The sequence below is a fragment of the Dyella japonica A8 genome (assembly GCF_000725385.1).
GTDB lineage: Bacteria > Pseudomonadota > Gammaproteobacteria > Xanthomonadales > Rhodanobacteraceae > Dyella > Dyella japonica_C.
This window is the reverse complement of record NZ_CP008884.1, coordinates 1,374,124-1,397,005: the sequence shown is the minus strand read 5'-3', so window position 1 is coordinate 1,397,005 and position 22,882 is coordinate 1,374,124. Positions and strand designations below refer to the sequence as shown.

Sequence of the window (22,882 nt, the reverse complement as noted above, 5' to 3'; positions counted from 1 at the left end):
TCACCGGCGTGGAACGTGCGGCTCGATCAGTCGAGCACCATGATGGCATCGACCTCGATGCACGCGAGCTTGGGCAGCGCGGATACCTCGATGGTCGAGCGCGCCGGGTACGGCGCCTTGAAATACTCGGACATGATTTCGTTGACGGTGGCGAAGTGACCGAGGTTGGTCACATAGATGCCGATGCGCACGATCTTCTCGAGCGAACCGCCCGCCGCCTCGGCCACGGCCTTGAGGTTCACGAACACCTGGCGCGCCTGCAGCGCAATGTCACCTTCGACCATGTTGCCGGTCGCCGGATCCAGCGGGATCTGGCCCGAAAAGTACACGGTATTGCCGGTGCGCACGGCCTGCGAGTAAGGGCCAATGGCGGCCGGCGCCTTGTCGGTAGTGATGATGGTGCGGGACATGGGGAAGCCTCGTGGTTGCTCAGACGCGACAGTCTAAAACCAGAAACGAGTGAAGAGGAGTGAGAAGTGAGAGGGCTGGGCCTTTCTCTCACTTCTCACTCCTCTTCACTCACTTCTCGCCTTACAGCGGATAGCGGTAGGCGCCGCTCACCACGCCGGTACGGCGCACGCGGCGAATCACATCGGCCAGGTGCTTGCGATTCTTCACTTCGAGCGCGAACAACAACGTGGCGGCGGCGGCATCGCGCTCGACGTATTCCACGTTCTCGATGTTCGAGTTGGCCGCCGCGATGGCAGCTGCCACGGTGGCAAGCACGCCCGGACGGTTGATGACCTCGATGCGCAGCTCGGCGCGGTAATCGCCCTGCACGTCGCGATCCCACTCGATCGCCACGCAACGCTCGGGCGACTTGCGCAGCTCCACCACGTTCGGGCATTCGACGCGATGGACGACAATGCCCTTACCCGAGGAGAGGTAACCGATGATCTCGTCGCCCGGCAGCGGATGACAGCAATTGCTGAAGCTGAGGACGCCGCGCTCCGCACCGGTAATGCGGATCTTCTCCATGGCGTGCGTCGCCTGCTGCACCTCGGAGGATTTCTTGCCGCGCGCCGCGACCAGCTGGCTGGCCACCAGGTGCGGAATGCGATTGCCCAGGGCGATATCAGAGAGCAACTCTTCGAGGCGTTTGAGCTTGGACGTTTCAAGGAAACGATCCAGCACGGCCGGCGGGATCGCATCGAGGCTGGTACCCAGCGCATCGAGTGCGCGATCGAGCATGCGGTGGCCGAAGTCCACGGCATCCTCGTGCTGCAGGTGCTTCAGGTACTGGCGGATCGCCGTGCGCGCCTTGCCGGTGACCACCGACTCCAGCCAGGCCGGGTTCGGCACCGCCGACGGCGCGGTGATGATCTCCACCAGCTGACCCGACTCAAGGCGCGTGCGCAACGGCACCAGCTTCTTGTCCACACGCGCCGCCACCGCGTGGTCGCCTACGTCGGTATGCACGGCATAGGCAAAGTCGAGCGCGGTGGCATTGCGCGGCAGCGCAAGGATGTCGCCGCGCGGCGTGAACAGGTAGACCTCGTCCGGGAACAGGTCGATCTTGACGTTCTCGATGAACTCGGACGACGAAACGGTATTGGCCTGGCTGTCCGCCAGCGACGACAGCCATTCGCGGGCACGGGCCTGCGCGCTGTTGGCCGGACCGGAGTCGGTCTTGTAGGCCCAGTGCGCGGCGACGCCGCGCTCGGCCACCGAATCCATCTCCGCCGTGCGGACCTGCACCTCGATGGGCGCACCGAACGGCCCCAGCAGCACGGTGTGCAGCGACTGGTAGCCATTGGCCTTGGGAATGGCGATGAAATCCTTGAAGCGACGATCCACCGGCTTGTAGAGCCCGTGCACCGCGCCCAACGCCATGTAGCAACTCATGGCCGAGTCGACCACCACGCGAAAGCCGTAGACGTCCATCAGCTGCGCGAAGCTCTTGTGCTCGTTGCGCATCTTCGAATAGATGCTCCACGGCGACTTGATCCGCCCCACCACCTTCGCGGTGATGTGGTCGGCGGTCAGGCGCGTGGACAGTGCGGCTTCGATCTTGCCCATCGCTTCGCGGCGATTGCCCAGCGCGGCGCGGATGCGCTCGCTGATCACGCGGTAGCGGTCCGGATGCAGCGCGCGGAAGCCCAGATCCTGCAGCTCCGCCTTGAACTTGTTCATGCCCAGGCGCTGGGCGATGGGTGCGTAGATTTCCAGCGTTTCGCGCGCGATGCGGCGGCGCGACGGCGCATCTTTCGCGCCCAGCGTACGCATGTTGTGCAGGCGGTCGGCCAGCTTGATCAGGATGACGCGCAGGTCGCGCGCCATCGCCAGCAGCATCTTGCGGAAGCTCTCGGCATCCGCCTCCTGCCGGCTGGAGAAGCTCATCTTGTCCAGCTTGGTGACGCCGTCGACCAGTTCGGCCACGGTCTCGCCGAACTCGCCGGCGAGCTCGGCACGGCTCAGCGAGGTGTCTTCCAGCGTGTCGTGCAGGATCGCCGCGATGATGGTCTCGGCGTCCATGCCCAGCTCGGCCAGGATGCCGGCCACAGCGACGGGATGCGTGATGTAGGGCTCACCGCTCTTGCGAGCCTGCCCTTCGTGCGCCACGGCGCCCACTTCGTAGGCGCGGATCACGCGGGCGACCTGCGACTCGGGCAGGTAGGCCACGCGCTCCTTCAGGGCCAGCACGTACGGGGGCAGCGTCGACGTATCCAGAGGGGTGGAGTCCGTGACGGCCGGCATGGATGTTCGGTCCCCGCTCAGGCGACCGCCTCGCTGCGCTTGAGTGGCGCGAGGTTGGCGGCATCAAGCCCGCAGCGCAAAGCGCCGGACAAGCCGGCGCCGCGACGTTGCTGGCTACAGCCGCCGCCTTCCATCAGTCGTCTCCGCCCTTGGAGAGGTCGTCGTCCACTTCGGCGGCGGCCCACTCCAGCGCCTCGCGCTCGGCGCGCTCGCGCTCGGCCTTGTCGATCTCGTCGATGGTGGCCTGGTCGATACGGCGATCGGCGATTTCGCGCAGGGCGAGCACCGTCGGCTTGTCATGATCGGGATGGACTGCCGGCTCGGCACCCTTGGCGAGCTGGCGGGCGCGCTTGGTCGCCATCAGCACCAGTTCGAAGCGGTTGTCGACCACCTGCAGGCAGTCTTCGACGGTAATGCGGGCCATTACTGAAATCCTTAGAGAATAAAGCGACTTATCACCTGTCAGTGTAGCCAGCGCGGGCTTTGCTGGCAATGCAGCAAAGCTTATGATGCACGGTTCACGCGGCCTGCAGCCTGACCCCATAGACTTATGGGGCCTGTACATAATAAAAAACCCGACAGTACAATATTGTACTCCCTCCAGCCCCTTGGGACAGTCGCCTTCATGCCGTCCGCCCTCCGCTCACTTGTCATGCGCAGCCTGCCCCTGGTGGCCATCGCACTGCTCGCCGGCTGCACGATCGCCAAGCCCCGTACCGACGACCCGTACGAGAAGATGAACCGCAAGGTTTACGCCTTCAACGACTCGTTGGACAAGGCCGTCATCCGCCCGGTGGCCGTGGGTTACCGCAAGGTGACCAATCCGACCATCCGGCGTTGCGTGAGCGACTTCTTCACCAACATCCACATGCCGATCTCGGTGGCGAACGACCTGCTGCAGGCGCGCCCGAAAGAAGCCCTGCAGGGCAGCGGCCGCTTCATCGTCAACCTGACGCTGGGCATCGGCGGCTTCTTCGATCCGGCCAGCCAGCTGGGCATCCCGCTGAAGGAAACCGACTTCGGCATCACCCTGGCGCGCTGGGGCGTGCCGGACGGCCCGTACCTGGTCGTCCCGCTGTTCGGCCCCACCACGGGGCGCGACTTCTGGCGCGTACCGGTGGACGGCTACTTCTTCGACCCGATCAGCTACTTCAGCCGGAACAACCACTACGAATACGGCCAGCAGTACCTGCCTGAGCTGATGTATCTGGTGACCATCCGCTCCAGCGCCATCGACGCGGAAAGCTTCCTCAACTCGGCCTACGACCCGTACGCCTTCATCCGCGACGCGTACCGCCAGCAGCGCATCTACCAGATCTATGACGGCAACCCGCCGGAAGACGTGATCGAGCAGATGCAAGGCCTGAAGGACAAGAGCTTCGATCCCGACCAGCTGCTGGAAGAACAGCAGAAGTGGGAAAACACGGAGAAAAAGCCCCAGGCAAACGACAACCAGCCTGCACCGGCCGAGCCCAAGAAGAATTGAGGCACGTTTCCCGCGCAAAAAACAAAGGGGCCGAAAGGCCCCTTTTTGCTGTCAGGCAATAGCGCGAGCGGTCAGGCCATCAGGCCCTCGACCTCGCACACGCTGGCCAGCAGGCGCATGCCCTCGGGCATGTGGTTCACGCTGAGCCGGCGTCCCCGCTCGGCCGACTGTGCCAGTACCGCCAGCACGCAGGCCAGGCCCGCGCTGTCGCTGCGGGTGATACCCGACAGGTCGAGCACGGAGCGGCCATCGCGCGCCACAGCCGCACCGATCGCCTGAAGCGCCGCGGCGGCATTGCCGAAGGTCAGCTCACCAGCCACGCGAACGCTGCCCGCTGTGGGCTCGTCGATGCGCACGGCTGCCGGCACGGCATTCACGGCTTGGCGCCCGGCTGACCCTTGGTGTCCTGCTCCATTTCCTTCAGGGCCTGATCACCCTGGGTTTCCAGGTTGCTGGTCAGCTTGTCGATGCCGACCTTGCGGATCTCGGCATCCACCTGGTTGCGGTAGTTGGTGATGTAGGAAATGCCTTCGATGATCACATCATAGGCCTTCCAGTTGCCCGCCTTGTCCTTGCGGAAGGCGTAATCGACGGCCACCGTCTTGCCATCGTCCATCACCACCTGGCTGCGCACGATGGTGCGCTTGTCGTTGAGGTCGCCGGAGAACGGCAGCACCTTCACGCGACCCTTGGTGTAGTCGAGCAGGCCTTCGGCGTAACGATGGGTGATGGAGTTGTAGAACGCCTTGGCGAAGCGCGCGCGCTGCTCGGGCGTCGCTTCACGGGCGTGCTGGCCCAGCACCAGGATCGACGCGTAATCGATGTCGAAGTGCGGCAGGAACACGCTGTCGATCACGCCGATCAGCTTTTCGTGGTTGTTCTTCAGCTCCTGCTGATGGCCGTCGATCGCCTTGGAAAGACCGTCGGTCACCGCCTGCACGACCTGCACCGGCGTCTGCTGCGAGGCGTCGCTCTGCGCGGCGTCCTGCGCGAGCACGGGAGCGGCGATCACGCTGCCGAAGGCGATGGCGGTGGCAATGGCCAAACTGCGCAACATGGGGAAACTCCTGGAAGACATGTCGTTGGAATATCGGTACGCGATGCGCCGGTTCAATGCTTGCCGCTGTCGGTCTTGCCGGCGTCGGCGGGCTTCTTGTCAGAGGACGAGCCGCTGACGAGGAACTTGCCGATCAGGTCTTCGATCTGCAGGGCCGACTGGGTCAATACCAGCTCATCGCCGTTCTTGAGCATGTCCGGCGAGCCGCCGGGCTGGATGGCAACGTACTGGGTGCCGATCAAACCACTGGTGAACACGGCGGCGGCCGAATCGTCCGGAATCTGGTTGTAGCGCTTGTCGATGGCCAGGCTCACCTCGGCATCGAGCTTGACCGGGTCAGCCACCACCGACTGGACCGTGCCGATGGCCACGCCGGCCATCTTGACCGGGGCGCCCACCGACAGCGAACCGACGTTGGTGAAGCGGCCCTTGACCACATAGCTGCCGCCCAGGTTGTCCGCCACGCCGCCGGCGCCGAAGAACTTGCCGAGCATTTCCTCCAGCTGCTGGGCCGGACGCGTGAGCGCCAGCGTGCCACCGTCGGTGAGACTCTTCTTCGAATTGCCGTACTGCAGGCCCACGTACTGATCACCCAGCAGGCCGCTGGTGAAGATGGTGGCCACCGAGTTGTCGGGAATCTGGTCGTAACGCTTGTCGATGGCCAGCTTCACGTCGGCCGTCTCCTTGCCCGGATCGAGCACGATCGACTGCACCTGGCCGACGCGCACACCGGCCACCTTCACCGGCGCACGCTCCTTCAGCTGGCCGATGTTGGCGAAATGCGCCTCGACGATGTAGCTCGGACCGCGGCTGGTGTTGGCCACCGACGTGGTCTGCGTGGCGAGGTAACCCAGCGCGGCAAAGCCGAGCACGATGAACAGGCCGGTGCCGACGGCATAGGATTGTCTCTGGCTCACGGCACGATCCTCATGGAAAAGTGGATGGATACGGTCATTGAGGCGCTCACATCAGGAAGGCGGTGAGCACGAAGTCCAGCGCCAGGATGGCGATGGACGAAGCGACGACGGTGCGCGTGGTCGCGTAGGCGACGCCCTCGCTGGTCGGCGGCGTGGTGTAGCCCTGGAACACGGCGATCAGCGACACCACCGTGCCGAACACGACGCTCTTCCAGACCACGCCGTTGATCACGTCCTTCACCACCTCGACGGTGGCGGTCATGTTCGACCAGAAGGTGCCGTTGTCGATGCCCAGCCACGTCACACCCACCAGGTGGCCGCCGAAGATGCCCAGCGCGCAGAACACGCAGGTCAGCAGGGGCATGGCGATCACACCGGCAAGGAAGCGCGGCACGGCCACGTAAGCGATGGGGTCCACCGCCATCATTTCCATGGCGGCGATCTGGTCGGTGGCGCGCATCAGGCCGATCTCGGCGGTAACCGAGGTGCCGGCACGACCGGCGAAAAGCAAGGCGGTGACCACCGGCCCAAGTTCGCGGTAGATGGCGATGGCCACCACCGTGCCGGTCGCCGACGTGCCGCCGAAGATCGACAGCACGTCGTACAGCTGCAGGCCCAGCACCATGCCCACGAACAGGCCGCAGACCATGATGATGATCAGGCTCATCGCCCCGACGAACCACAGCTGCCGCACCGTTTCGCGCCAGTGGCGCAGGCTGCTGGGCACGGCGGCAAGCATGCGCAGGAGGAACAGCCCGCAGTCGCCGATCTGCGATAGCGAACGCACTACGATGTTTTCGGAACGTGTCGTCGCGCTCATGCGCCCTTCCCTGGAAAACCGAGCGCCGCGCCCAGGTCGCCTGCCGGATACTGGAACGGCACGGGGCCGTCGGCATCGCCACCAAAGAACTGGCGCGTCCACGGCGAACCGTCGTCGGCGATGGTCTTGGGGTCGCCCTGCGCCACCACCTTGCCGTTGGCAATGAGGTAAATGTGGTCGGCCACCTGCTTGATCGCCTCCAGCTCGTGCGCCACCAGCACGCTGGTGATGCCCAGAGTCTGGTTGAGCGTGCGGATCAGCTTGAGCACCTGGTTCAACGCGATGGGATCGAGGCCGACGAAGGGTTCGTCGTACAGGATCAGCATCGGATCGAACACGATGGCGCGTGCCAGCGCCACGCGACGCGCCATGCCGCCCGACAGCTCCGTCGGCATCAATGCCGCGGCACCGCGCAGGCCGACGGCCTGCAGCTTGGTCAGCACGATGTTGCGGATCAGCACTTCCGGCAGCTCCGTGTGCTGACGCAGCGGGAAGGCCACGTTCTCGAACACGTCGAAGTCGGTCAACAGCGCGGAGTTCTGGAACAGGTAACCGATGCGCTCGCGCAGCTCGAACAGCTTGTCGCGCGACAGCTTCGCCACGTTCTGGCCGTCCACCCAGACCTCTCCCGCCTCGCCGCGCATCTGGCCGGTGATGTGCTTGAGCAGGGTGGTCTTGCCGGTGCCGCTGGGGCCCATGATGGCGGTGATCTTGCCGCGCGGAATGTCGATATCCAGCGAGTCGAAGACTTTCTTGCCATTGAGCACCGTGGTCAGGCCACGGACGCGCACCAGGGCGCTGTCGTCTGGCTTGGCGCTAACGGAGTCGGTCATGGGCGGCAGGGGGCTGGGGAAAGTCGCCAAGTTAGCTGAATAGGGGCGTGAAGGCCATGAGCCCCGTCTCAGGGCGCTCAGGAATGGCTAACGGAACAAGACCTTACTGGTAACCCACTGTTCCCTTGTGGGAGCGCACCCTGTGCGCGACGAGCCTGAAAAATCACCGGGTCCGCCAGCACGGAGGCAGCCACGGCCAGAGGCAATCCGTTTTGCCGCGGTCGCGCACAGGGTGCGCTCCCACAGGGGAGCCGGACTGTCAGGCCAGCAGCTCCTGGATCAGGGCCTCGTGACGCTTCCATTGCAGTCCTGAGCGCTGCCGCACGGCGCGCACGATGGACTGCAGGTCACCGAGCGCATCGTCGAAGTTGTCGTTGACGATGATGTAGTCGAACTCATGCGCGTGGGCGATCTCCTCGCGCGAGTTGTGCAGCCGGCGCGCGATGACCTCGGCGCTGTCCGAACCGCGGCCACGCAGGCGGCGCTCCAGTTCGGCGCGCGACGGCGGCAGGATGAACACGCTCACGCAGTCCGGCTTGCTCTTGCGGATCTGCCGTGCGCCCTGCCAGTCGATCTCCAGCAGCACGTCGCGGCCTTCGGCCAGCAGCGTGTCCACCGTGTTGCGCGACGTACCGTAGAGATTGCCATGCACTTCGGCATGCTCGAGGAAGATGCCGTCGGCGATCTCCTGCTCGAAGGCATCGCGCTCGACGAAGTAGTAATGGCGACCGTACTGCTCACCCGGACGCGGCGGTCGCGTGGTGTGCGAGATCGACAGCGAGATGGCCGGCTCGCGCTCCAGCAGCGCGTTGACCAGCGTGGACTTGCCGGCGCCCGAGGGCGCAGCCACCACGAAGAGCGTGCACTGGGGCGCGGTCGTGTTCATTCGATGTTCTGCACCTGTTCGCGCATCTGTTCGATCAGCACCTTCAGCTCGACGGCTGCGTTGGTGCTGCGCACGTCGACGGCCTTGGAGCCGAGCGTATTCGCTTCGCGGTTGAATTCCTGCATGAGGAAATCGAGGCGGCGGCCGACCGGCTCCCGGGTGCCCAGCACGCGGCGGGTCTCGGCGATGTGCGTGGTCAGGCGGTCCAGTTCCTCATCGACGTCGCTGCGGGTGATCTGCAGCACCAGCTCCTGCTCCAGGCGGCCCGGGTCGGCCGGCTGCTTGAGGTCGGCCAGGCGCGATTCCAGGCGTGCGCGCAGGCCTTCGCGGATCTGCGGCATGAAGGTGCGCACGTCGGCGACGATGCGTTCGATGGCGTCCAGGCGCTCCTTGAGCAGGACCGCCAGCTTGGCGCCTTCGCGTTCACGGGTGGCGGTGAGGGCGTCGAGTGCGCGGTCGAGCACGTCGAGCAGGGCGGCCTGCAGCACCTCCGGATCCACGTCCGACTGCTGCAGCACGCCGGGAAAGCGCAACAGCTCGGTGAATTCGATGTTCATGCGCGGAAAGCGCGCTTCCAGGTCCAGCGCCAGCTCGGACAGGCGCGCCAGCGCCGTGGCGTTGACCTGCAGCGATTCGGCACGGGCCTCGCCACGCAAGCGCACGGTGACGTCCACCTTGCCGCGCGACAGCTTGGCCGCGATGCGCTCGCGCAGGGCCGGCTCGAACACGCGCAGCTCGTCGGGCAGGCGCGGGCTCAGCTCCAGGTAGCGATGGTTGACCGTGCGCAGTTCGCAGGCGAGCGTGCCGGCCGGGCCGGTCGTCTCGGCGGAGGCGTAAGCCGTCATGCTGCGGGTCATGGGGAGCCTTGGAGTCGCTGGAAAGGGCGCAATGGTAAACTTTCCCGCCCTGCCTTGCCCAATGGCCCGCCATTCATGAGCTCCCCCACCCGCCCCAGTGGCCGCGCCAGCGACCAGCTGCGCAACGTCACCATCGAACGCCATTACACCCGCCACGCCGAAGGTTCGGTGCTGGTCAGCTTCGGCGACACCCGTGTGCTGTGCACCGCCAGCATCGAAGACCGCGTGCCACCGTGGCTGCGCGGCAAGGGTGAAGGCTGGGTCACCGCCGAATACGGCATGCTGCCCCGCGCCACCAGCAGCCGCACGCAGCGCGAAGCCGCGCGTGGCGGCCAGGGCGGGCGCACGATGGAAATCCAGCGGCTGATCGGCCGCAGCCTGCGCGCCTGCGTGGACCGCCAGGCTCTGGGCGAGCGCGTGATCACCCTGGACTGCGACGTCATCCAGGCCGACGGCGGCACCCGCACGGCCGCCATCACGGGCGCCTACGTGGCGCTGGTGGATGCCGTCACCCTGCTGATGAAGCGCGAGAACCTGCGCCGCAACCCGATCATGGGCGCCATCGCCGCCGTCTCGGTCGGCATCTACCAGGGTGTGCCGGTGCTCGACCTGGACTACGCCGAGGACTCCAACTGCGACACCGACATGAACGTCGTGATGAACGACGGCGGCGGTTTCATCGAAGTGCAGGGCACGGCCGAGGGCCATGCCTTCCGTCGCGACGAGATGGACGCGCTGCTCGGCCTGGCCGAAAAGGGCATCACCGAACTGGTCGCCGCCCAGCGCGCGGCGCTGGAACTGTCCTGATCCACGCGGAAACACCATGACGCGCATCGTCCTCGCCAGCAGCAACCCCGGCAAGCTGAAGGAGTTCAACGCCCTGTTGGCCGACAGCGGGCTGCACTTCGAACCGCAGTCCGCCTTCAACGTGCCGGATGCTGACGAAACCGGCCTCACCTTCGTGGAAAACGCCTTGCTCAAGGCCCGCCATGCGTCGCGCCTCAGCGGGCTGCCGGCGCTGGCGGACGACTCGGGCCTGTGCGTGGAACATCTGCGTGGCGCGCCGGGGCTGTATTCGGCGCGCTACAGCGGCAACCACGGTGACAACGCCGCCAACAACGCGAAGCTGTTGCGTGAGCTCGATGGCGTGCCCACGGAACAGCGTGGCGCGTTCTTCATCAGCGTGCTGGTGCTGTTGCAGCATGCCGACGATCCGGCACCGCTGATCGCCGAAGGCCGCTGGCACGGACGCGTGCTCACCGAAGAACGCGGTGAGCACGGCTTCGGCTACGACCCCTTGTTCCTGCCCAATGGCGAAACGGTGAGCGCGGCCGAGCTGTCGCCCGGCCTGAAGAACCGCATCAGCCATCGCGGCCGCGCGCTGGCGCTGCTGCGCAGCCAGCTCGCCGAGCAGCATCGATAAGCCATGTCCCTGATCGCACCGCCGCTGTCGCTGTACGTCCACATGCCGTGGTGCGTGAAGAAGTGCCCCTATTGCGACTTCAACTCCCATGGGCTGCGCGGCGAACCGCCGCCGTACGACGCCTACGTCGACGCCCTGCTCGCCGACCTGGACGCCGACCTGCGTGACTTCGGCGCCGCCGTCCACGGCCGCGCCGTGCACAGCGTCTTCTTCGGTGGCGGCACGCCCAGCCTGTTCACGCCCGAACTGATCGACCGTTTCCTCGACGGCGTGCGCGAGCGCCTGCCGTTGCCCGAGGGCACCGAGATCACGCTGGAAACCAATCCGGGCACCGTCGAGCACGGACGTTTCGACGGCTATCTGTCCGCCGGAGTGAATCGCCTCTCGTTCGGCATCCAGAGCTTCGACGACGACAAGCTGCGCCGGCTCGGCCGCATCCATTCGGCCAGTGAGGCCGAGGCCGCCGTGAAGTCGGCGCAGGACGCCGGCTACGCCAACATCAACCTCGACCTGATGTACGCCCTGCCCGAGCAATCGCAGGAAGGCGCGCTGGCTGACGTCTCGCGCGCCATCGCTTTGCAGCCGACGCATATCTCGCACTACCAGCTGACCCTGGAGCCGAATACCGCGTTCGCTGCGAATCCGCCGCCCCTGCCCGACGACGATCATGCGTGGGCCATGCAGGAGGCCTGCGAACAGCAGCTGGGTGCCGCCGGCTATAGGCAATACGAGGTATCCGCGTATGCGGGCGCTGACCGCCGTTGCGCGCACAACCTCAACTACTGGCGCTTCGGCGACTACCTGGGCATTGGCGCCGGCGCGCACGGCAAGATCTCCGACCTCGCCACCGGCGAGGTACTCCGCCGCTGGAAGACCCGTCACCCCAAGGCCTACCTGGCCTCGCCCGGCGGCCCGGAGCGGATCGGCGGCGGCGGCCCGGTGGCCGTGGACGAGCTGCCATTCGAATACATGCTCAATGCCCTGCGCCTGATCGACGGCGTGCCCATGACGGATTTCGCCGAACGCACCGGCCTGCCGGACGAACGCATCGCCGCCGCCCTCACCCGGGCCCGTGAGCGAGGCTGGCTGACCACCGAGGCCGGTCATCTACAGACGACCCCTCTCGGCCAGCGCTTCCTCAACGACGTCATTTCCGGTTTTCTTGACTGAATCCACCGTCCGGCCGATGGCGAGCGCCCAAGGGGCCCTTTAGACTCGCCGCCATCCGGGGGGAATCCAACAAGGTGTGTCATGGAAGTCGAACAGCAGGGTCGACGGCCACCGCTTGCATCCGACAGAGACTTGCGCCCCGATCACGCCAGCTGGGCGCCCCGCGCCCGTCGGCTGATCGAAGAAACGCACGCACTCTGCATGAGCTGGCTCGAGGCGCCACTTCGCCAGTGCCTTGGCGAGGCCGAGCAGCGCCTGTACGCGCTGGCCGAGCGCTCGCGCAGTCCCGCTGAGCAGCAGCAATGCCTGTACTCGCGCCAGCTGATCCAGCAGCAACGCGCCATCGTCGATCGCGGCTTCATGGAAGGCCTGCGCCAGCACTTCAATCGCATGGGCACGGCGACCGACCCACATGTGCATGCCGATACGCCACGCCGCCCTCTCGAACTGCTCGATACGACCGAACACGAGCAGACGGCGGCCATGGACAAACTGGTGGCTCGCGGTGAAGCCCGCCACGGCACGTCGCTGTTCGAGCTGGGCTATCGCTTCGCCGTGCTGGTAGGCCAGCCACCGCTGGAAGGCGAGCATTTGCCGCTGGGGCCACATGCCCTGGCATCGGCATTCCGCTCGGCGGTGGCACAAGTGGATCTGCCCGTGGAGCATCGACTGCTGCTCCTGCAGAGCTTCGACGTGGCAGTGGTACAGAGCCTGGCGACGCTGTACGACACGGTCAATGAGCACCTGCGTGCCGACGGCATCCTGTCGCAGCTGCGTGCGTTTCCCATCGCGCCGCGCACGCAGATGGACCGGCAGCCGCGCACCATCGCCAACGACAGCCCGCCGGCAACATTCCAGCGCCAGCCGCCCGCCCCCTCGACGCCGGCCAGCAGCACGCCCGCCCGCACCGACAACATCGCCGTACTCGACAACCTGCGCGAGATGCTTGCGCAGCATCGCGCAGGACAGGGCGCGCTGATTGACCAGGGTGGCGGCCGTACCGCCACGCCCGAAGAACTGCAACTGGCGCTGGACGCCCTGCAATTGCACGTCAGCGACATCGCCGACCAGGCGCGCCGCGAACTGCTCAGCGCACAGGCCCTGCGCGAGGAACTGGTGACACAGCTCAACACGGGGCGGCCGCAAGGCTCCACGCCGATGCACCTCACCGATGAGCAGGACGACACGGTGGAACTTGTGGCCATGCTGTTCGAGCAGATGGACCGTCAACTGCACAACCGGGGCAATGCGCATTCCCTGCTCGGTGACCTGCAGTTGCCGCTGTTGCGCCTCGCCGTGGCCGACCAGGGCTTCTTCAACCAGAGCGAGCACCCCGCGCGCAAATTGCTCGGCGTGGTCACCGAAGCGGCCAACGACTGGCTGGATGGTCCCGAGGGCGACATCGATCGAACGCTCGAGGCCAAGCTCACCCAGCTGGTGGAGCGCGCCCGCCGCGAACCGCCCAGCACTGGCCTCTACACCAGCCTGCTGGCCGACATCGAACATCACCTTGGCCTGCTCAACCGCAAGGCGCAGATCGCCGAACGACGCCAGGTGGAAGCCATGCAAGGCCGCGAACGTCTGGAGCAGGCCCGCCACCGCGCCGCCGAACTGATGACGGAACGCTTCGAGACATGCAACCCGCGCGGCCTGCTGCGCACGCTGCTGGAACGGGCCTGGTCCGACGTGCTGGCACTGACGCTGCTGCGCCACGGTGAAGACAGCGAAGCCTTTTCGCTGCGCCTGCGTATCACCGACCAGCTGCTGGGCCAACAACCCGTGGCCGATCGCCACCTGCTGCAGGCCGAGGTAGAGGCAGGCCTGCAACAGATCGGCATGCATACCGAGGAAGCCGTGCAGGTCGCGCAACGCCTGCTGGGCATTCCCGCCGCCAGCGCCGCCCGCCACGAAACCGCCACCACGACCACCGAGCTTGCACTCAAGCTCAAGCAACACCAGCGGCTCGGCGAAAACAGCGTCACGGAGGCTCCTGCGCCGGTACCGGCACCGTCGGCGCCCATGCCATCACCGGAATCGCCCGAACACCGCATTCGCCAGCGCCTGCGCCAGTTGCCCTTTGGCAGTTGGTTCGAATTCATCGACCCGGCCAACGGCCGCGTCAGCCAGCGCAAGCTGGCGTGGTATTCGCCCGTGTCCGGCAACAGCCTGTTCGTCACCCGCCGCGGCCTTCGCAGTCAGGAAATCACGCTGGAACAACTCGCCCATGAAATGGCCCGCGGCCGCGTGCGTGAAATGCCGCCGGTGAAGGAAACCCTGCTCGACCGCGCCTGGCATGCACTGACCAGCCAATTGCGCCAGCTCACCAGCGGCCATGGCAGCCCCTCGCGCCCCGGAGCATCGACGTGAGCGACAACGTGGCATCCATCGACCAGCGCCGCGCCCTGCGCAAGCGCGCCAATTTCACCGCTGTCGTCACCGACGTGGTCACCGGCCAGCCCGTCGGCCACCTGGGCAACCTCTCCGCCAACGGCATGCTGCTGATCAGCACGCACCCACCGCGCAGCGAGGCGATCTACCAGGTGAGCCTTGCCCTGCCCGGGCTGGGCAGTGCGCCGCAGAACATCGAGGTGGGTATCCAGGAGCAATGGCATGAGGCCGCGGCCAGCCCCGGGCAGGTATGGGCGGGGTATCGCATCGTGGCGATCGATGATGCGGATGCGGCGTTGCTGGATGCGTGGCTGGAGCAGCCGGAGAGGGATTAGGTTTGTGCTGCCTGTTTCGGTGTTGGGTTTTGGGGTGTTCTTTGTGCGAAGGGTCCTGGACTTGGTGCGATAGGTCCTGGACGGGGGTCCTCGTCTGAGTCAGGCAAGCGCGAGGCCTTTAGGGGGCTCGCAATCGAGCCTCACGGTTTCATAAGCACCGTCATCCCGGCGCAGGCCGGGATCCAGTGACTTTGCGGTTGGTTGTCGCCTCGTGCGATCCCGCGATCGGGCCGCTTACGCAGCGGGCGTTTCGACCTTCTGCCGAAGGCCGAGTCACTTTTCTTTTGCTGGCCCAAAAGAAAAGTAACCCAAAGAAAATGGCCTGAAGAGCCAGAGCTGGCAGCATTCTGTGGGGATAAGCCTGAGCGCGTGAAGCACGTCGTTGCTTGGCAACCTTCGCCTCTACACAGCGGGTAGTTCCAAGCGCTTCGCAACGCGCCAGGGCGATGAGGACTTAAAGCAGCCCCTCGCTTCGCTTTGGCGTGGTCGGGACCCGCACGGTCGCCCGCTTTTCTCTTTTCTGTGGGAGCGCACCCTGTGCGCGACAACCTAACGGAGCGGTGACTACGAGACGCTCCAGTCGCGCACAGGGTGCGCTCCCACAAGGGACTCGCCTCTTTGGATGCTTCGCCAACGGCTCGGCTTCTTGCTTCGGTTTTTAGTTTTTAGTTTTTGGCTTTTGACCTACCGGGTCCCCGTATGACGCGGCGGGCGGGTGGAGATCAGGCCCCGCAGGGGTGTCAGGGAGGGATCCCTGGCACTTTTCGACGGGGCAGGATGCCCCGCCGAAAAGCCCGGAACCCGACCGCGAACCTTCCGGGCCGTAGGCCCGGAAGGCGCGTCATCCGGGGGGCCCTTTCCTTGGGTTACTTTCGACGCGAAGCTAGTCCCCGTGGGATCTTTTGGGCAAGCAAAGAAAAGTGACCCGCCCTCCGGCAGGAGGGCGGAAGCCCGCGGCAGGCGAGCCAGGTCGCCGTAACGCCTGAGGCGACGACCGACCGCGACAGAAACGGGATGACCAGCCATGCGGCTGTTGAAAAGCGCCTCCGGCCTGCGACGCGAAGCCAGTCCCTGTGGAACGCCGGGATGACGGCTTTTTTTAAGCCGTGGGGCGAGCCCCTCACCCCAGTCCTCACCCCATAGGGGAAAAACCATCAAAACAGCAACCCATCCGTGGCGGCGTCGCCCATCTCAAAAAGGGCAGACCGAGAACCACATGCATCCACCACCGCCTGGAACTCCCCAAAACTGGCGATGCCTCCCCCTACGCGCCATCATGTCACCCTCCCCTCGCCCCAACGCCCAAACACCAGGGCGCCCCTCCCGGAGTCCCCATGCAAGAGCGCCTCGCCACCCTCTACCCCCAGCACCTCGCCACCCTGCGCGAACGCGCCGACAAGGCGCTCGCGAAGGGCGGGTTCGATCACCTGGTGATCGCGGCGGGAACGCCGCTGCGCAAGTTCCTCGACGACCAGGACTATCCGTTCGTCGCCAACCCGCATTTTCGTCACTGGCTGCCGCTGACCGACACCCCCGGCAGCTGGATCGTCTACACACCCGGCCACAAGCCGAAACTGATCTATCTGCAGCCCCGGGATTACTGGCACGTCGTACCAACGGCGCCGACGGGCTACTGGGTGGAACACTTTGATATCGAGATCGTGCGCGAGGCGACGGACGCGGTGGCCCTGCTGCCCGGCGCCCATACCCGCCGCGCCATCCTCGGTCCCGAATGCCCGGCGGTACCCGGCGCCGAAGCGAACAACCCGCAGGCCGTTCTCGACGTCCTGCACTGGCATCGCTCGTACAAGACGCCGTACGAACGGGAACTGATGCGTGAGGCGAGCCGCATCGGCACGCGTGCGCACCATGCTGCGGAGCAGGCCTTCCGTGCCGGTGAGAGTGAGTTCGACATCCACATGGCGTATCTCATCGCCGCGCGCCAGATCGATGCCGAACTGCCCTACGCCAGCATCGTGGCCCTCAATGAGCACGGCGCGGTGCTTCACTACACCCATTTCGATCGCAAGGCGCCTGCGGAAAGCCGCTCGTTCCTGATTGACGCCGGTGCCAGCGCCGCCGGCTACGCCAGCGATATCACGCGCACCTACGCCGCACGCGGCCACGACGAATTCCAGGCGCTGATCGACAGCGTGGACGCAGCGCAGCAGGGCTTTGTCGCGAAGGTACGTGCCGGCCAGAGCTATCCGGAGCTGCACATCCACGCGCACCATGTGCTGGCCGATGTGCTGCGTGAGCACGGCATTCTCCGCATGAGCGCGGAGAGCGCGGTGGCCTCCGGCGTCACTTCCGCGTTCTTCCCGCACGGCCTTGGCCATCCCATCGGCCTGCAGGTGCACGACGTGGCGGGCTTCCAGGCCTCCGAGGCCGGCGGCACCATCGCACGCCCGCAGGGCCATCCCTACCTGCGCATGACGCGCGTGCTCGAACCGGGCATGGTGGTGACGATCGAGCCGGGCCTGTACTTCATCGACATGCTGCTCGACGAACTGCGCGCCAAGCCGGTGGCCAGCGATATCGACTGGGCCCGCGTGGAGCGCTTCCGCCCCTATGGCGGCATCCGCATCGAGGACGATGTGGTGTGTACCGATGGCGCGCCTGAGAATCTCACGCGCGACGCCTTTGCGCTGATCGGCTGATCGCGCGGCACGCAACACCCTGCAGGAGGCCTGCCCGGTGACGCCGGGCGGGCCGTAGGTAGAAACACCTACAACAGTTCGCCGGGCGTTCGTAGTGACATTTCCGCCCACGCGGCTATCCACCGCTGCGTCATCGTCCCGCACGACAACTTCACATACCTTCCGTATGCTCGCCCCAAGGCAATGCAAGGGGCTCCAAGCATGTTCATGCCGTCCGTCGGGCCGGCCGGTTCAAACCAGGCTCCCGCCGATCCACCAAGGCCACTGCTGCGCCGACTGGGGCGCAAGCTGATCTTGCTGGTGCTCGCCAAGATCGCGTTCATTTCGTTGATCTGGTGGGTGGTCGCGGCGCATTACGTCCGTCCCGACACCCGACCTGCCGCGATCGAGCACCTGCTCGCGCCGGCGTCCTCCTCTACCTCACCGCAAGCAGGCAGCCCATGATCATCGACGCCGATGTTGTCACGCTCTCACGCCTGCAGTTCGCGCTGACCGCGCTCTATCACTTCCTGTTCGTGCCGCTGACGCTGGGCATCGTGTGGATCCTCGCCATCATGGAGAGCGTCTACGTGATGACCGGGCGCGAAGTCTGGAAGCGCATGGTGCAGTTCTGGGGCGTGCTGTTCGGCATCAACTTCGCCATGGGCGTCGCCACCGGCGTCACCATGGAGTTCCAGTTCGGTATGAACTGGGCCTATTACGCGCACTACGTGGGCGACGTGTTCGGTACGCCGCTGGCCATCGAGGGCCTGATGGCGTTCTTCCTCGAAGCGACGCTGGTTGGCCTGTTCTTCATGGGCTGGAACCGCATGTCGCGCGTGTCGCACCTGCTCACCACCTGGTTCCTCGCGCTGGGCACGAACCTTTCGGCATTGTGGATATTGATCGCCAACGGCTGGATGCAGAACCCGGTGGGCTCGGCCTTCAATGCCGAAACCATGCGCATGGAAGTGACCTCCTTCAGCGAGGTGATGTTCAACACCGTGGCCCAGGCCAAGTTCGTACACACGGTGAGCGCTGGCTACGTGGTGGGCTCGATGTTCGTGCTGTCCATCAGCGCCTGGTTCCTGCTGAAGGGACGCAATATCGATTTCGCCAAGCGTTCGATGACGGTGGCGGCGAGTTTCGGCCTGGCCGCCGCGCTGTCCGTGGTGGTGCTCGGCGACGAATCGGGTTATGCCGTGTCCGAGAACCAGAAGATGAAGATGGCCGCGATCGAGGCGATGTGGGAAACCGAACCGGCGCCCGCCTCGTTCACGCTGTTCGGCATACCCGACGTGGAGAACCACACCACGCACTATGCATTGCGTATCCCGTGGGTAATGGGCCTGATCGGCACGCGTTCCATCGACAAGCCGATCCCCGGCATCGCCAACCTGGTGGAGGAAACCAAGGGGCGCATCAACAACGGCATCCTCGCGTACGACGCCATGCTGGTGCTGCGTGAGGACAAGAACAATGCGCAGGCCAAGGCCATTCTTGCCGCGCACGACAAGGACATGGGCTACGCACTGCTGCTGAAGCGCGTCATGGATGATCCGCGCAAGGCGACACCGGCGGACATCCAGAAGGCGGCGGCCAGCACCATACCGAACGTACCCGTGCTGTTCTGGGCCTTCCGCCTGATGGTCGCCTGCGGTTTTTACTTCATCGCGCTGTTCGGCTTCATGTTCTGGCAAGCCAGCAAGCGGCAGCTCGACAAGCGCCCCTGGCTGCTCAAGCTCGCCCTGTGGAGCCTGCCGCTGCCATGGCTTGCCGCCGAACTGGGCTGGATCGTGGCGGAGTACGGCCGCCAGCCGTGGGCCATCGAAGGCATCCTGCCGACCGCGCTGGGGGTATCCAGCGTGACGGCGGGACAGGTATGGACTTCGCTGGGCGGCTTCGTGCTGTTCTACAGCGCACTGGCCGTGATCGACGCCGTGCTGATGGTGAAGTACGCCAAGAAGGGGCCCGATGGCCTGGGGCTGTGGCCACCTGCCCACCCCGCGCGAGCCGCCACCAACGCACCGGCCCACGCCTGAGGAGAACGCCATGTTCGATTACGAAACACTACGCGTGATCTGGTGGGCCCTCCTTGGCGTGCTGCTGATCGGCTTCGCCATCATGGACGGCTTCGACTTTGGCATCGCGGCGTTGCTGCGCGTGCTGGGGAAGACCGAGGACGAACGGCTCGTCATGCTGGAAACCATCGAACCCACCTGGGAAGGCAACCAGGTGTGGTTCGTGCTCGGCGGCGGCGCGGCGTTCGCTGCGTGGCCGCAGCTCTACGCGGTGTCGTTCTCCGGCATGTACCTGGCGATCTTCCTGGTGCTGGTCGCGCTCATTCTTCGCCCGGTGGGCTTCAATTTCCGCGGCAAGGTGCATGACGAGCGCTGGCGCACTCTGTGGGACTGGGTGCTCACCTGTTCCGGCATCGTGGTGATGCTGATCTCGGGCGTAGCCTTCGGCAACCTGTTCCTGGGCGCGCCGTTCCAGTTCGACAACGATCTGCGCATGAGCTGGCACGGCAGCTTCTTCGAACTGCTGCATCCGTTCGCGCTGATGGCCGGCCTCGTGTCGCTCACCATGCTGCTGTCGCACGGCGCCTGCTGGGCGGCGTACAAGGCGGACCACATCATCGCCGACCGCGCTGTTCGCGTGGCGCGCTGGACCACGCTGGCCTATGTGGTGTTCTACGTCGCCGCGGGTATCTGGCTCGCCTACGGCGTGGCCGGTTACGCCATCGTCGGCCCGGTAGTGACCAATGGCGTGTCCAATCCGCTCTACAAGCAGGTGGCGCACGGCAGCAGCTGGTTTGCCAGCTACATGGAGCACCCGAGCTTCTGGCTTGCACCGGTACTTGCCCTGGCCGGAGCGATCGGCGTACAGCTCACGGTGGGCAAGAAGGGCCTGGGCTGCTTCATCACCAGCAGCCTGATGGTGGCCGGCACCATACTTTCCGCCGGCTTCGCACTGTTCCCGTTCCTGTTGCCCTCGCGACTGGATCCACGCTCCAGCCTGACGGTGTGGGACGCCTCCTCCAGCAAGGGCACGCTGGGGCTGATGCTAGCCATGACGGTGATCTTCATGCCGCTCATCATCATCTACACCAGCTGGGTGTACCGCGTCATGCGCGGGCGCGTCACGCTGGACCACGTGCGCCAGTCCGGCCACGGTTACTGAGGGGAGAACAGCGCCATGTGGTATTTCTCGTGGATTCTCGGCCTGGGCCTCGCCACCGCCTTCGGCATCCTCAATGCGATGTGGTACGAGGTGCACGCGACGGATGAAGCACATCGGCGCAAGGAGCCGCGCACGCCGGGCAAATAGCAAAAGCTCTTGTGGGAGCGCACCCTGTGCGCGACTGCCGCAGGCCACCAGCCGGAGCAGTCGCGCACAGGGTGCGCTCCCACAGGAGACGGAGAGGTGTTCAACGCGAGGCCAGCAACGCCTCGATCTCGTCCGCATCCTTGGGGACGCCATCGGTCAGCACGTCGCATCCGTCCTTGGTCACGGCCACGTCGTCCTCGATGCGGATGCCGATGCCGCGCCAGCGCTCGGCCACGGTGAAATCGCCCGGCGACACGTAGATACCCGGCTCCACCGTCACCACCATGCCGGGCTCGAGCACACGCGGCTCGCCGTCCACGCGGTAGTCGCCCACGTCATGCACGTCCAGGCCAAGCCAATGACCCGTCTTGGCGGGAAAGAAGCGCTTGTAGCTGCCTTCGGCGATGGCGTCGTCCGCCGAACCCTTGATCAGGCCCAGCGCGCACAAGCCTTCGGCGATGACGCGCACGGCGGCTTCGTGCGCGGCGTTGAACGCGCGCCCTGGCAGTACCTCGTCGATGGCCGCCAGCTGCGCAGCCAGCACCACTTCGTACAGGGCGCGCTGCTCACGGCTGTAGCGCCCGCTCACCGGGAACGTGCGCGTGATGTCGGACGCATAACAGTCCACTTCCGCGCCGGCATCTACCAACAGCAGATCGCCGTCGCGCAGCAAGGCCCGGTTGGCCGTGTAATGCATCACGCAGGCATGCGCGCCACCTGCCACGATGGGCGGGAATGCAGGGACAGCACCGCGGCTGCGCATCACGCGCAGGATGTCGGCTTCGACCTCATATTCGTGGCGACCCGCGAGGGCCGCCTGCATCGCCGCGTGATGCGCCTCGGCGGCAATGGACGCAGAGGCACGCATCAACTTCAGCTCGCCGCGCGATTTGTACAGACGCAAGTCATGCAGTAAATGGCCCAGCGCGACGAACTCCTTCGGCACCACGCCGCCGCCCCGCAACTGGCGAAGGCGGCGCATCCAGCCCAGCAGGCGGGCATCGAATTCCGGTTCGCGGCCAAAATGGCAATAGACGCGCGCCCTGCCCTCGATCATGCCCGGCAGGATGTCGTCGATGTCGTCGATGGGGAACGCATCGTCCATGCCATGCTCGCTCACGGCGCGGTCGGTACCGATGGACTCGCCATGCCAGCGTTCGTGTTCTTCGTCACGCTCGCGGCAGAACAGCACCGCCTCACCGTGCTTGCGACCGGGCATCAGGGCCAGCACGGCATCCGGCTCGGGAAAGCCGGACAGATAGTGCAGGTCCGAGTCCTGCCGGTACGGCCAATTGGCGTCCGCGTTACGCACGCGCTCGGGCGCGGCGGCGATCAGCAGCACCGCGTCTTCGCCCGCCATGCGCATCAGCTGGCGGCGGCGGCGGGCGTATTCTTCAGGCGAAATGTTCAATGCACGGTGTCGTTGCTGGGCCCGTTGCGGTTCGAACACTCGGCAAACAGCAGCATGGCGCCCATGCGCACGAACTCGTGGACTTCGATCAGCGAATCCTCGTCTTCGGCTTCGTCGCCGAACTCGAAGGACGAGGCGGCAATGGTGGCCAGGTCTTTCAGGATCTCCTGCGCCTCGTCGGACAGCTTGGCGTGGGTTTCGGCGCCGCCCAGGCCAAAGCCGCCCAGGAAACCGCGGCACCAGTCGACCAGGGCGTCCGCGCGCTCGGCCACCGGGCGGTCGTCGGCCGGCATCAGCGGCTCGAACCCCAGTTCGGGATCGGCCAGTTCCGACTCGGTCTGCTTCACCAGGCGCTCCAGCAGCGCCTGGTCGCCGGCGGACGGCGTGGCCGCCTCGGCGTCCATGTGCAGCGCCTCCACCAGGGACTGCTTGCCGATGCGGCCGCCACAGGCCAGGAAGCCGCACAGCGAGCCATGCAGGCCACTGGCATCCTCCGCCAGCTTCAGGCGGGCGGCCGCGGCGTCCAGTTCGTCGTAGCCAATCAGCTCGTTGGCGGTCATGGCATGGCTCCTTTCAAGACAATGGGTGAGTTTAAGGCAACACTGAACAAGTATCGCCTTCATGCACTGGTTC

Annotated in this window: 23 protein-coding genes; 11 read left to right on the top strand and 12 right to left on the bottom strand. The window is 65.7% G+C overall.

All coding sequences use genetic code 11. The annotated features are described in order from the left end of the window. Positions 1–26 precede the first annotated feature (26 nt). The 3 genes from HY57_RS05765 to rpoZ all read right to left on the bottom strand — a co-directional run bounded on the left by HY57_RS05765 (position 27) and on the right by rpoZ (position 3,121). Positions 27–410, bottom strand: coding sequence for a RidA family protein (locus HY57_RS05765; RefSeq protein ID WP_019466239.1), 384 nt, complete (start codon positions 408–410; stop codon positions 27–29). A gap of 121 nt (positions 411–531) precedes the next feature. Then, positions 532–2,697, bottom strand: a complete 2,166-nt coding sequence (locus tag HY57_RS05760; protein ID WP_019466238.1) for a RelA/SpoT family protein — start codon at positions 2,695–2,697, stop codon at positions 532–534. A 133-nt stretch (positions 2,698–2,830) separates the two neighbouring features. Further along, positions 2,831–3,121, bottom strand: a complete 291-nt coding sequence (rpoZ, locus tag HY57_RS05755; RefSeq protein ID WP_019466236.1) for a DNA-directed RNA polymerase subunit omega — start codon at positions 3,119–3,121, stop codon at positions 2,831–2,833. 201 nt (positions 3,122–3,322) lie between these two features. Between rpoZ and HY57_RS05750 the strand changes: the two genes are divergently transcribed. Beyond that, on the top strand, positions 3,323–4,183 hold the full coding sequence (locus HY57_RS05750; protein ID WP_019466235.1) for an MlaA family lipoprotein: 861 nt from the start codon (positions 3,323–3,325) through the stop codon (positions 4,181–4,183). A gap of 71 nt (positions 4,184–4,254) precedes the next feature. Here HY57_RS05750 and HY57_RS05745 read toward each other — a convergent pair whose 3' ends face one another. The 7 genes from HY57_RS05745 to HY57_RS05715 all read right to left on the bottom strand — a co-directional run bounded on the left by HY57_RS05745 (position 4,255) and on the right by HY57_RS05715 (position 9,553). Further along, positions 4,255–4,560 (bottom strand): STAS domain-containing protein, encoded by a 306-nt coding sequence (locus HY57_RS05745; RefSeq protein ID WP_019466234.1) that lies wholly within the window; start codon positions 4,558–4,560, stop codon positions 4,255–4,257. Next, complete coding sequence (locus HY57_RS05740) at positions 4,557–5,240, bottom strand: MlaC/ttg2D family ABC transporter substrate-binding protein (protein ID WP_019466233.1); 684 nt, start codon at positions 5,238–5,240, stop codon at positions 4,557–4,559. The genes HY57_RS05745 and HY57_RS05740 overlap by 4 nt, the downstream gene beginning before the upstream one ends. 53 nt (positions 5,241–5,293) lie before the next feature. Continuing rightward, positions 5,294–6,157, bottom strand: coding sequence for an outer membrane lipid asymmetry maintenance protein MlaD (gene mlaD, locus HY57_RS05735; RefSeq protein WP_019466232.1), 864 nt, complete (start codon positions 6,155–6,157; stop codon positions 5,294–5,296). A gap of 46 nt (positions 6,158–6,203) precedes the next feature. After that, a complete protein-coding gene (mlaE, locus tag HY57_RS05730; protein WP_019466231.1) occupies positions 6,204–6,977 on the bottom strand; it encodes a lipid asymmetry maintenance ABC transporter permease subunit MlaE in 774 nt (257 codons plus the stop codon). Next, complete coding sequence (locus tag HY57_RS05725) at positions 6,974–7,810, bottom strand: ABC transporter ATP-binding protein (protein WP_019466230.1); 837 nt, start codon at positions 7,808–7,810, stop codon at positions 6,974–6,976. The genes mlaE and HY57_RS05725 overlap by 4 nt, the downstream gene beginning before the upstream one ends. 259 nt (positions 7,811–8,069) lie before the next feature. Further along, positions 8,070–8,696, bottom strand: a complete 627-nt coding sequence (gene gmk, locus HY57_RS05720; protein WP_019463609.1) for a guanylate kinase — start codon at positions 8,694–8,696, stop codon at positions 8,070–8,072. Then, entirely contained in the window at positions 8,693–9,553 is an 861-nt protein-coding gene (locus HY57_RS05715) for a YicC/YloC family endoribonuclease (RefSeq protein WP_019463610.1), read from the bottom strand. Before HY57_RS05715 ends, gmk begins: the two co-directional genes overlap by 4 nt. A 75-nt stretch (positions 9,554–9,628) precedes the next feature. Between HY57_RS05715 and rph the strand changes: the two genes are divergently transcribed. The 10 genes from rph (at position 9,629) to cydX (ending at position 20,838) form a co-directional block, all read left to right on the top strand. Continuing rightward, complete coding sequence (rph, locus tag HY57_RS05710) at positions 9,629–10,360, top strand: ribonuclease PH (protein ID WP_026033650.1); 732 nt, start codon at positions 9,629–9,631, stop codon at positions 10,358–10,360. Between the two features lie 16 nt (positions 10,361–10,376). Next, positions 10,377–10,976 (top strand): RdgB/HAM1 family non-canonical purine NTP pyrophosphatase, encoded by a 600-nt coding sequence (rdgB, locus tag HY57_RS05705; protein WP_019463612.1) that lies wholly within the window; start codon positions 10,377–10,379, stop codon positions 10,974–10,976. 3 nt (positions 10,977–10,979) lie between these two features. After that, the gene (gene hemW, locus HY57_RS05700) at positions 10,980–12,146 is read left to right on the top strand and encodes a radical SAM family heme chaperone HemW (protein ID WP_019463613.1); all 1,167 of its coding nucleotides are present in this window, start codon (positions 10,980–10,982) and stop codon (positions 12,144–12,146) included. A gap of 81 nt (positions 12,147–12,227) precedes the next feature. After that, positions 12,228–14,513 carry a DUF1631 family protein gene (locus HY57_RS05695; RefSeq protein ID WP_019463614.1) on the top strand — a complete coding sequence of 762 codons (2,286 nt, stop codon included), beginning with the start codon at positions 12,228–12,230 and terminating at the stop codon, positions 14,511–14,513. Next, complete coding sequence (locus tag HY57_RS05690) at positions 14,510–14,869, top strand: hypothetical protein (RefSeq protein WP_019463615.1); 360 nt, start codon at positions 14,510–14,512, stop codon at positions 14,867–14,869. Before HY57_RS05695 ends, HY57_RS05690 begins: the two co-directional genes overlap by 4 nt. Positions 14,870–16,203: 1,334 nt before the next feature. Continuing rightward, positions 16,204–17,529, top strand: a complete 1,326-nt coding sequence (gene pepQ, locus HY57_RS05685) for a Xaa-Pro dipeptidase (RefSeq protein ID WP_019463937.1) — start codon at positions 16,204–16,206, stop codon at positions 17,527–17,529. Positions 17,530–17,730: 201 nt separating this feature from the next. Beyond that, entirely contained in the window at positions 17,731–17,973 is a 243-nt protein-coding gene (locus HY57_RS05680) for a hypothetical protein (protein WP_019463936.1), read from the top strand. Then, positions 17,973–19,550, top strand: coding sequence for a cytochrome ubiquinol oxidase subunit I (locus HY57_RS05675; RefSeq protein ID WP_200873924.1), 1,578 nt, complete (start codon positions 17,973–17,975; stop codon positions 19,548–19,550). The genes HY57_RS05680 and HY57_RS05675 overlap by 1 nt, the downstream gene beginning before the upstream one ends. Positions 19,551–19,560: 10 nt before the next feature. Beyond that, positions 19,561–20,691, top strand: coding sequence for a cytochrome d ubiquinol oxidase subunit II (gene cydB, locus HY57_RS05670; protein WP_019463934.1), 1,131 nt, complete (start codon positions 19,561–19,563; stop codon positions 20,689–20,691). A 15-nt stretch (positions 20,692–20,706) separates the two neighbouring features. Then, entirely contained in the window at positions 20,707–20,838 is a 132-nt protein-coding gene (cydX, locus tag HY57_RS05665; RefSeq protein ID WP_019463933.1) for a cytochrome bd-I oxidase subunit CydX, read from the top strand. A gap of 100 nt (positions 20,839–20,938) precedes the next feature. Here cydX and HY57_RS05660 read toward each other — a convergent pair whose 3' ends face one another. Continuing rightward, the gene (locus HY57_RS05660; protein WP_019463932.1) at positions 20,939–22,249 is read right to left on the bottom strand and encodes an aminopeptidase P N-terminal domain-containing protein; all 1,311 of its coding nucleotides are present in this window, start codon (positions 22,247–22,249) and stop codon (positions 20,939–20,941) included. Next, entirely contained in the window at positions 22,246–22,809 is a 564-nt protein-coding gene (locus tag HY57_RS05655; RefSeq protein ID WP_019463931.1) for a UPF0149 family protein, read from the bottom strand. Before HY57_RS05655 ends, HY57_RS05660 begins: the two co-directional genes overlap by 4 nt. Positions 22,810–22,882 lie beyond the last annotated feature (73 nt).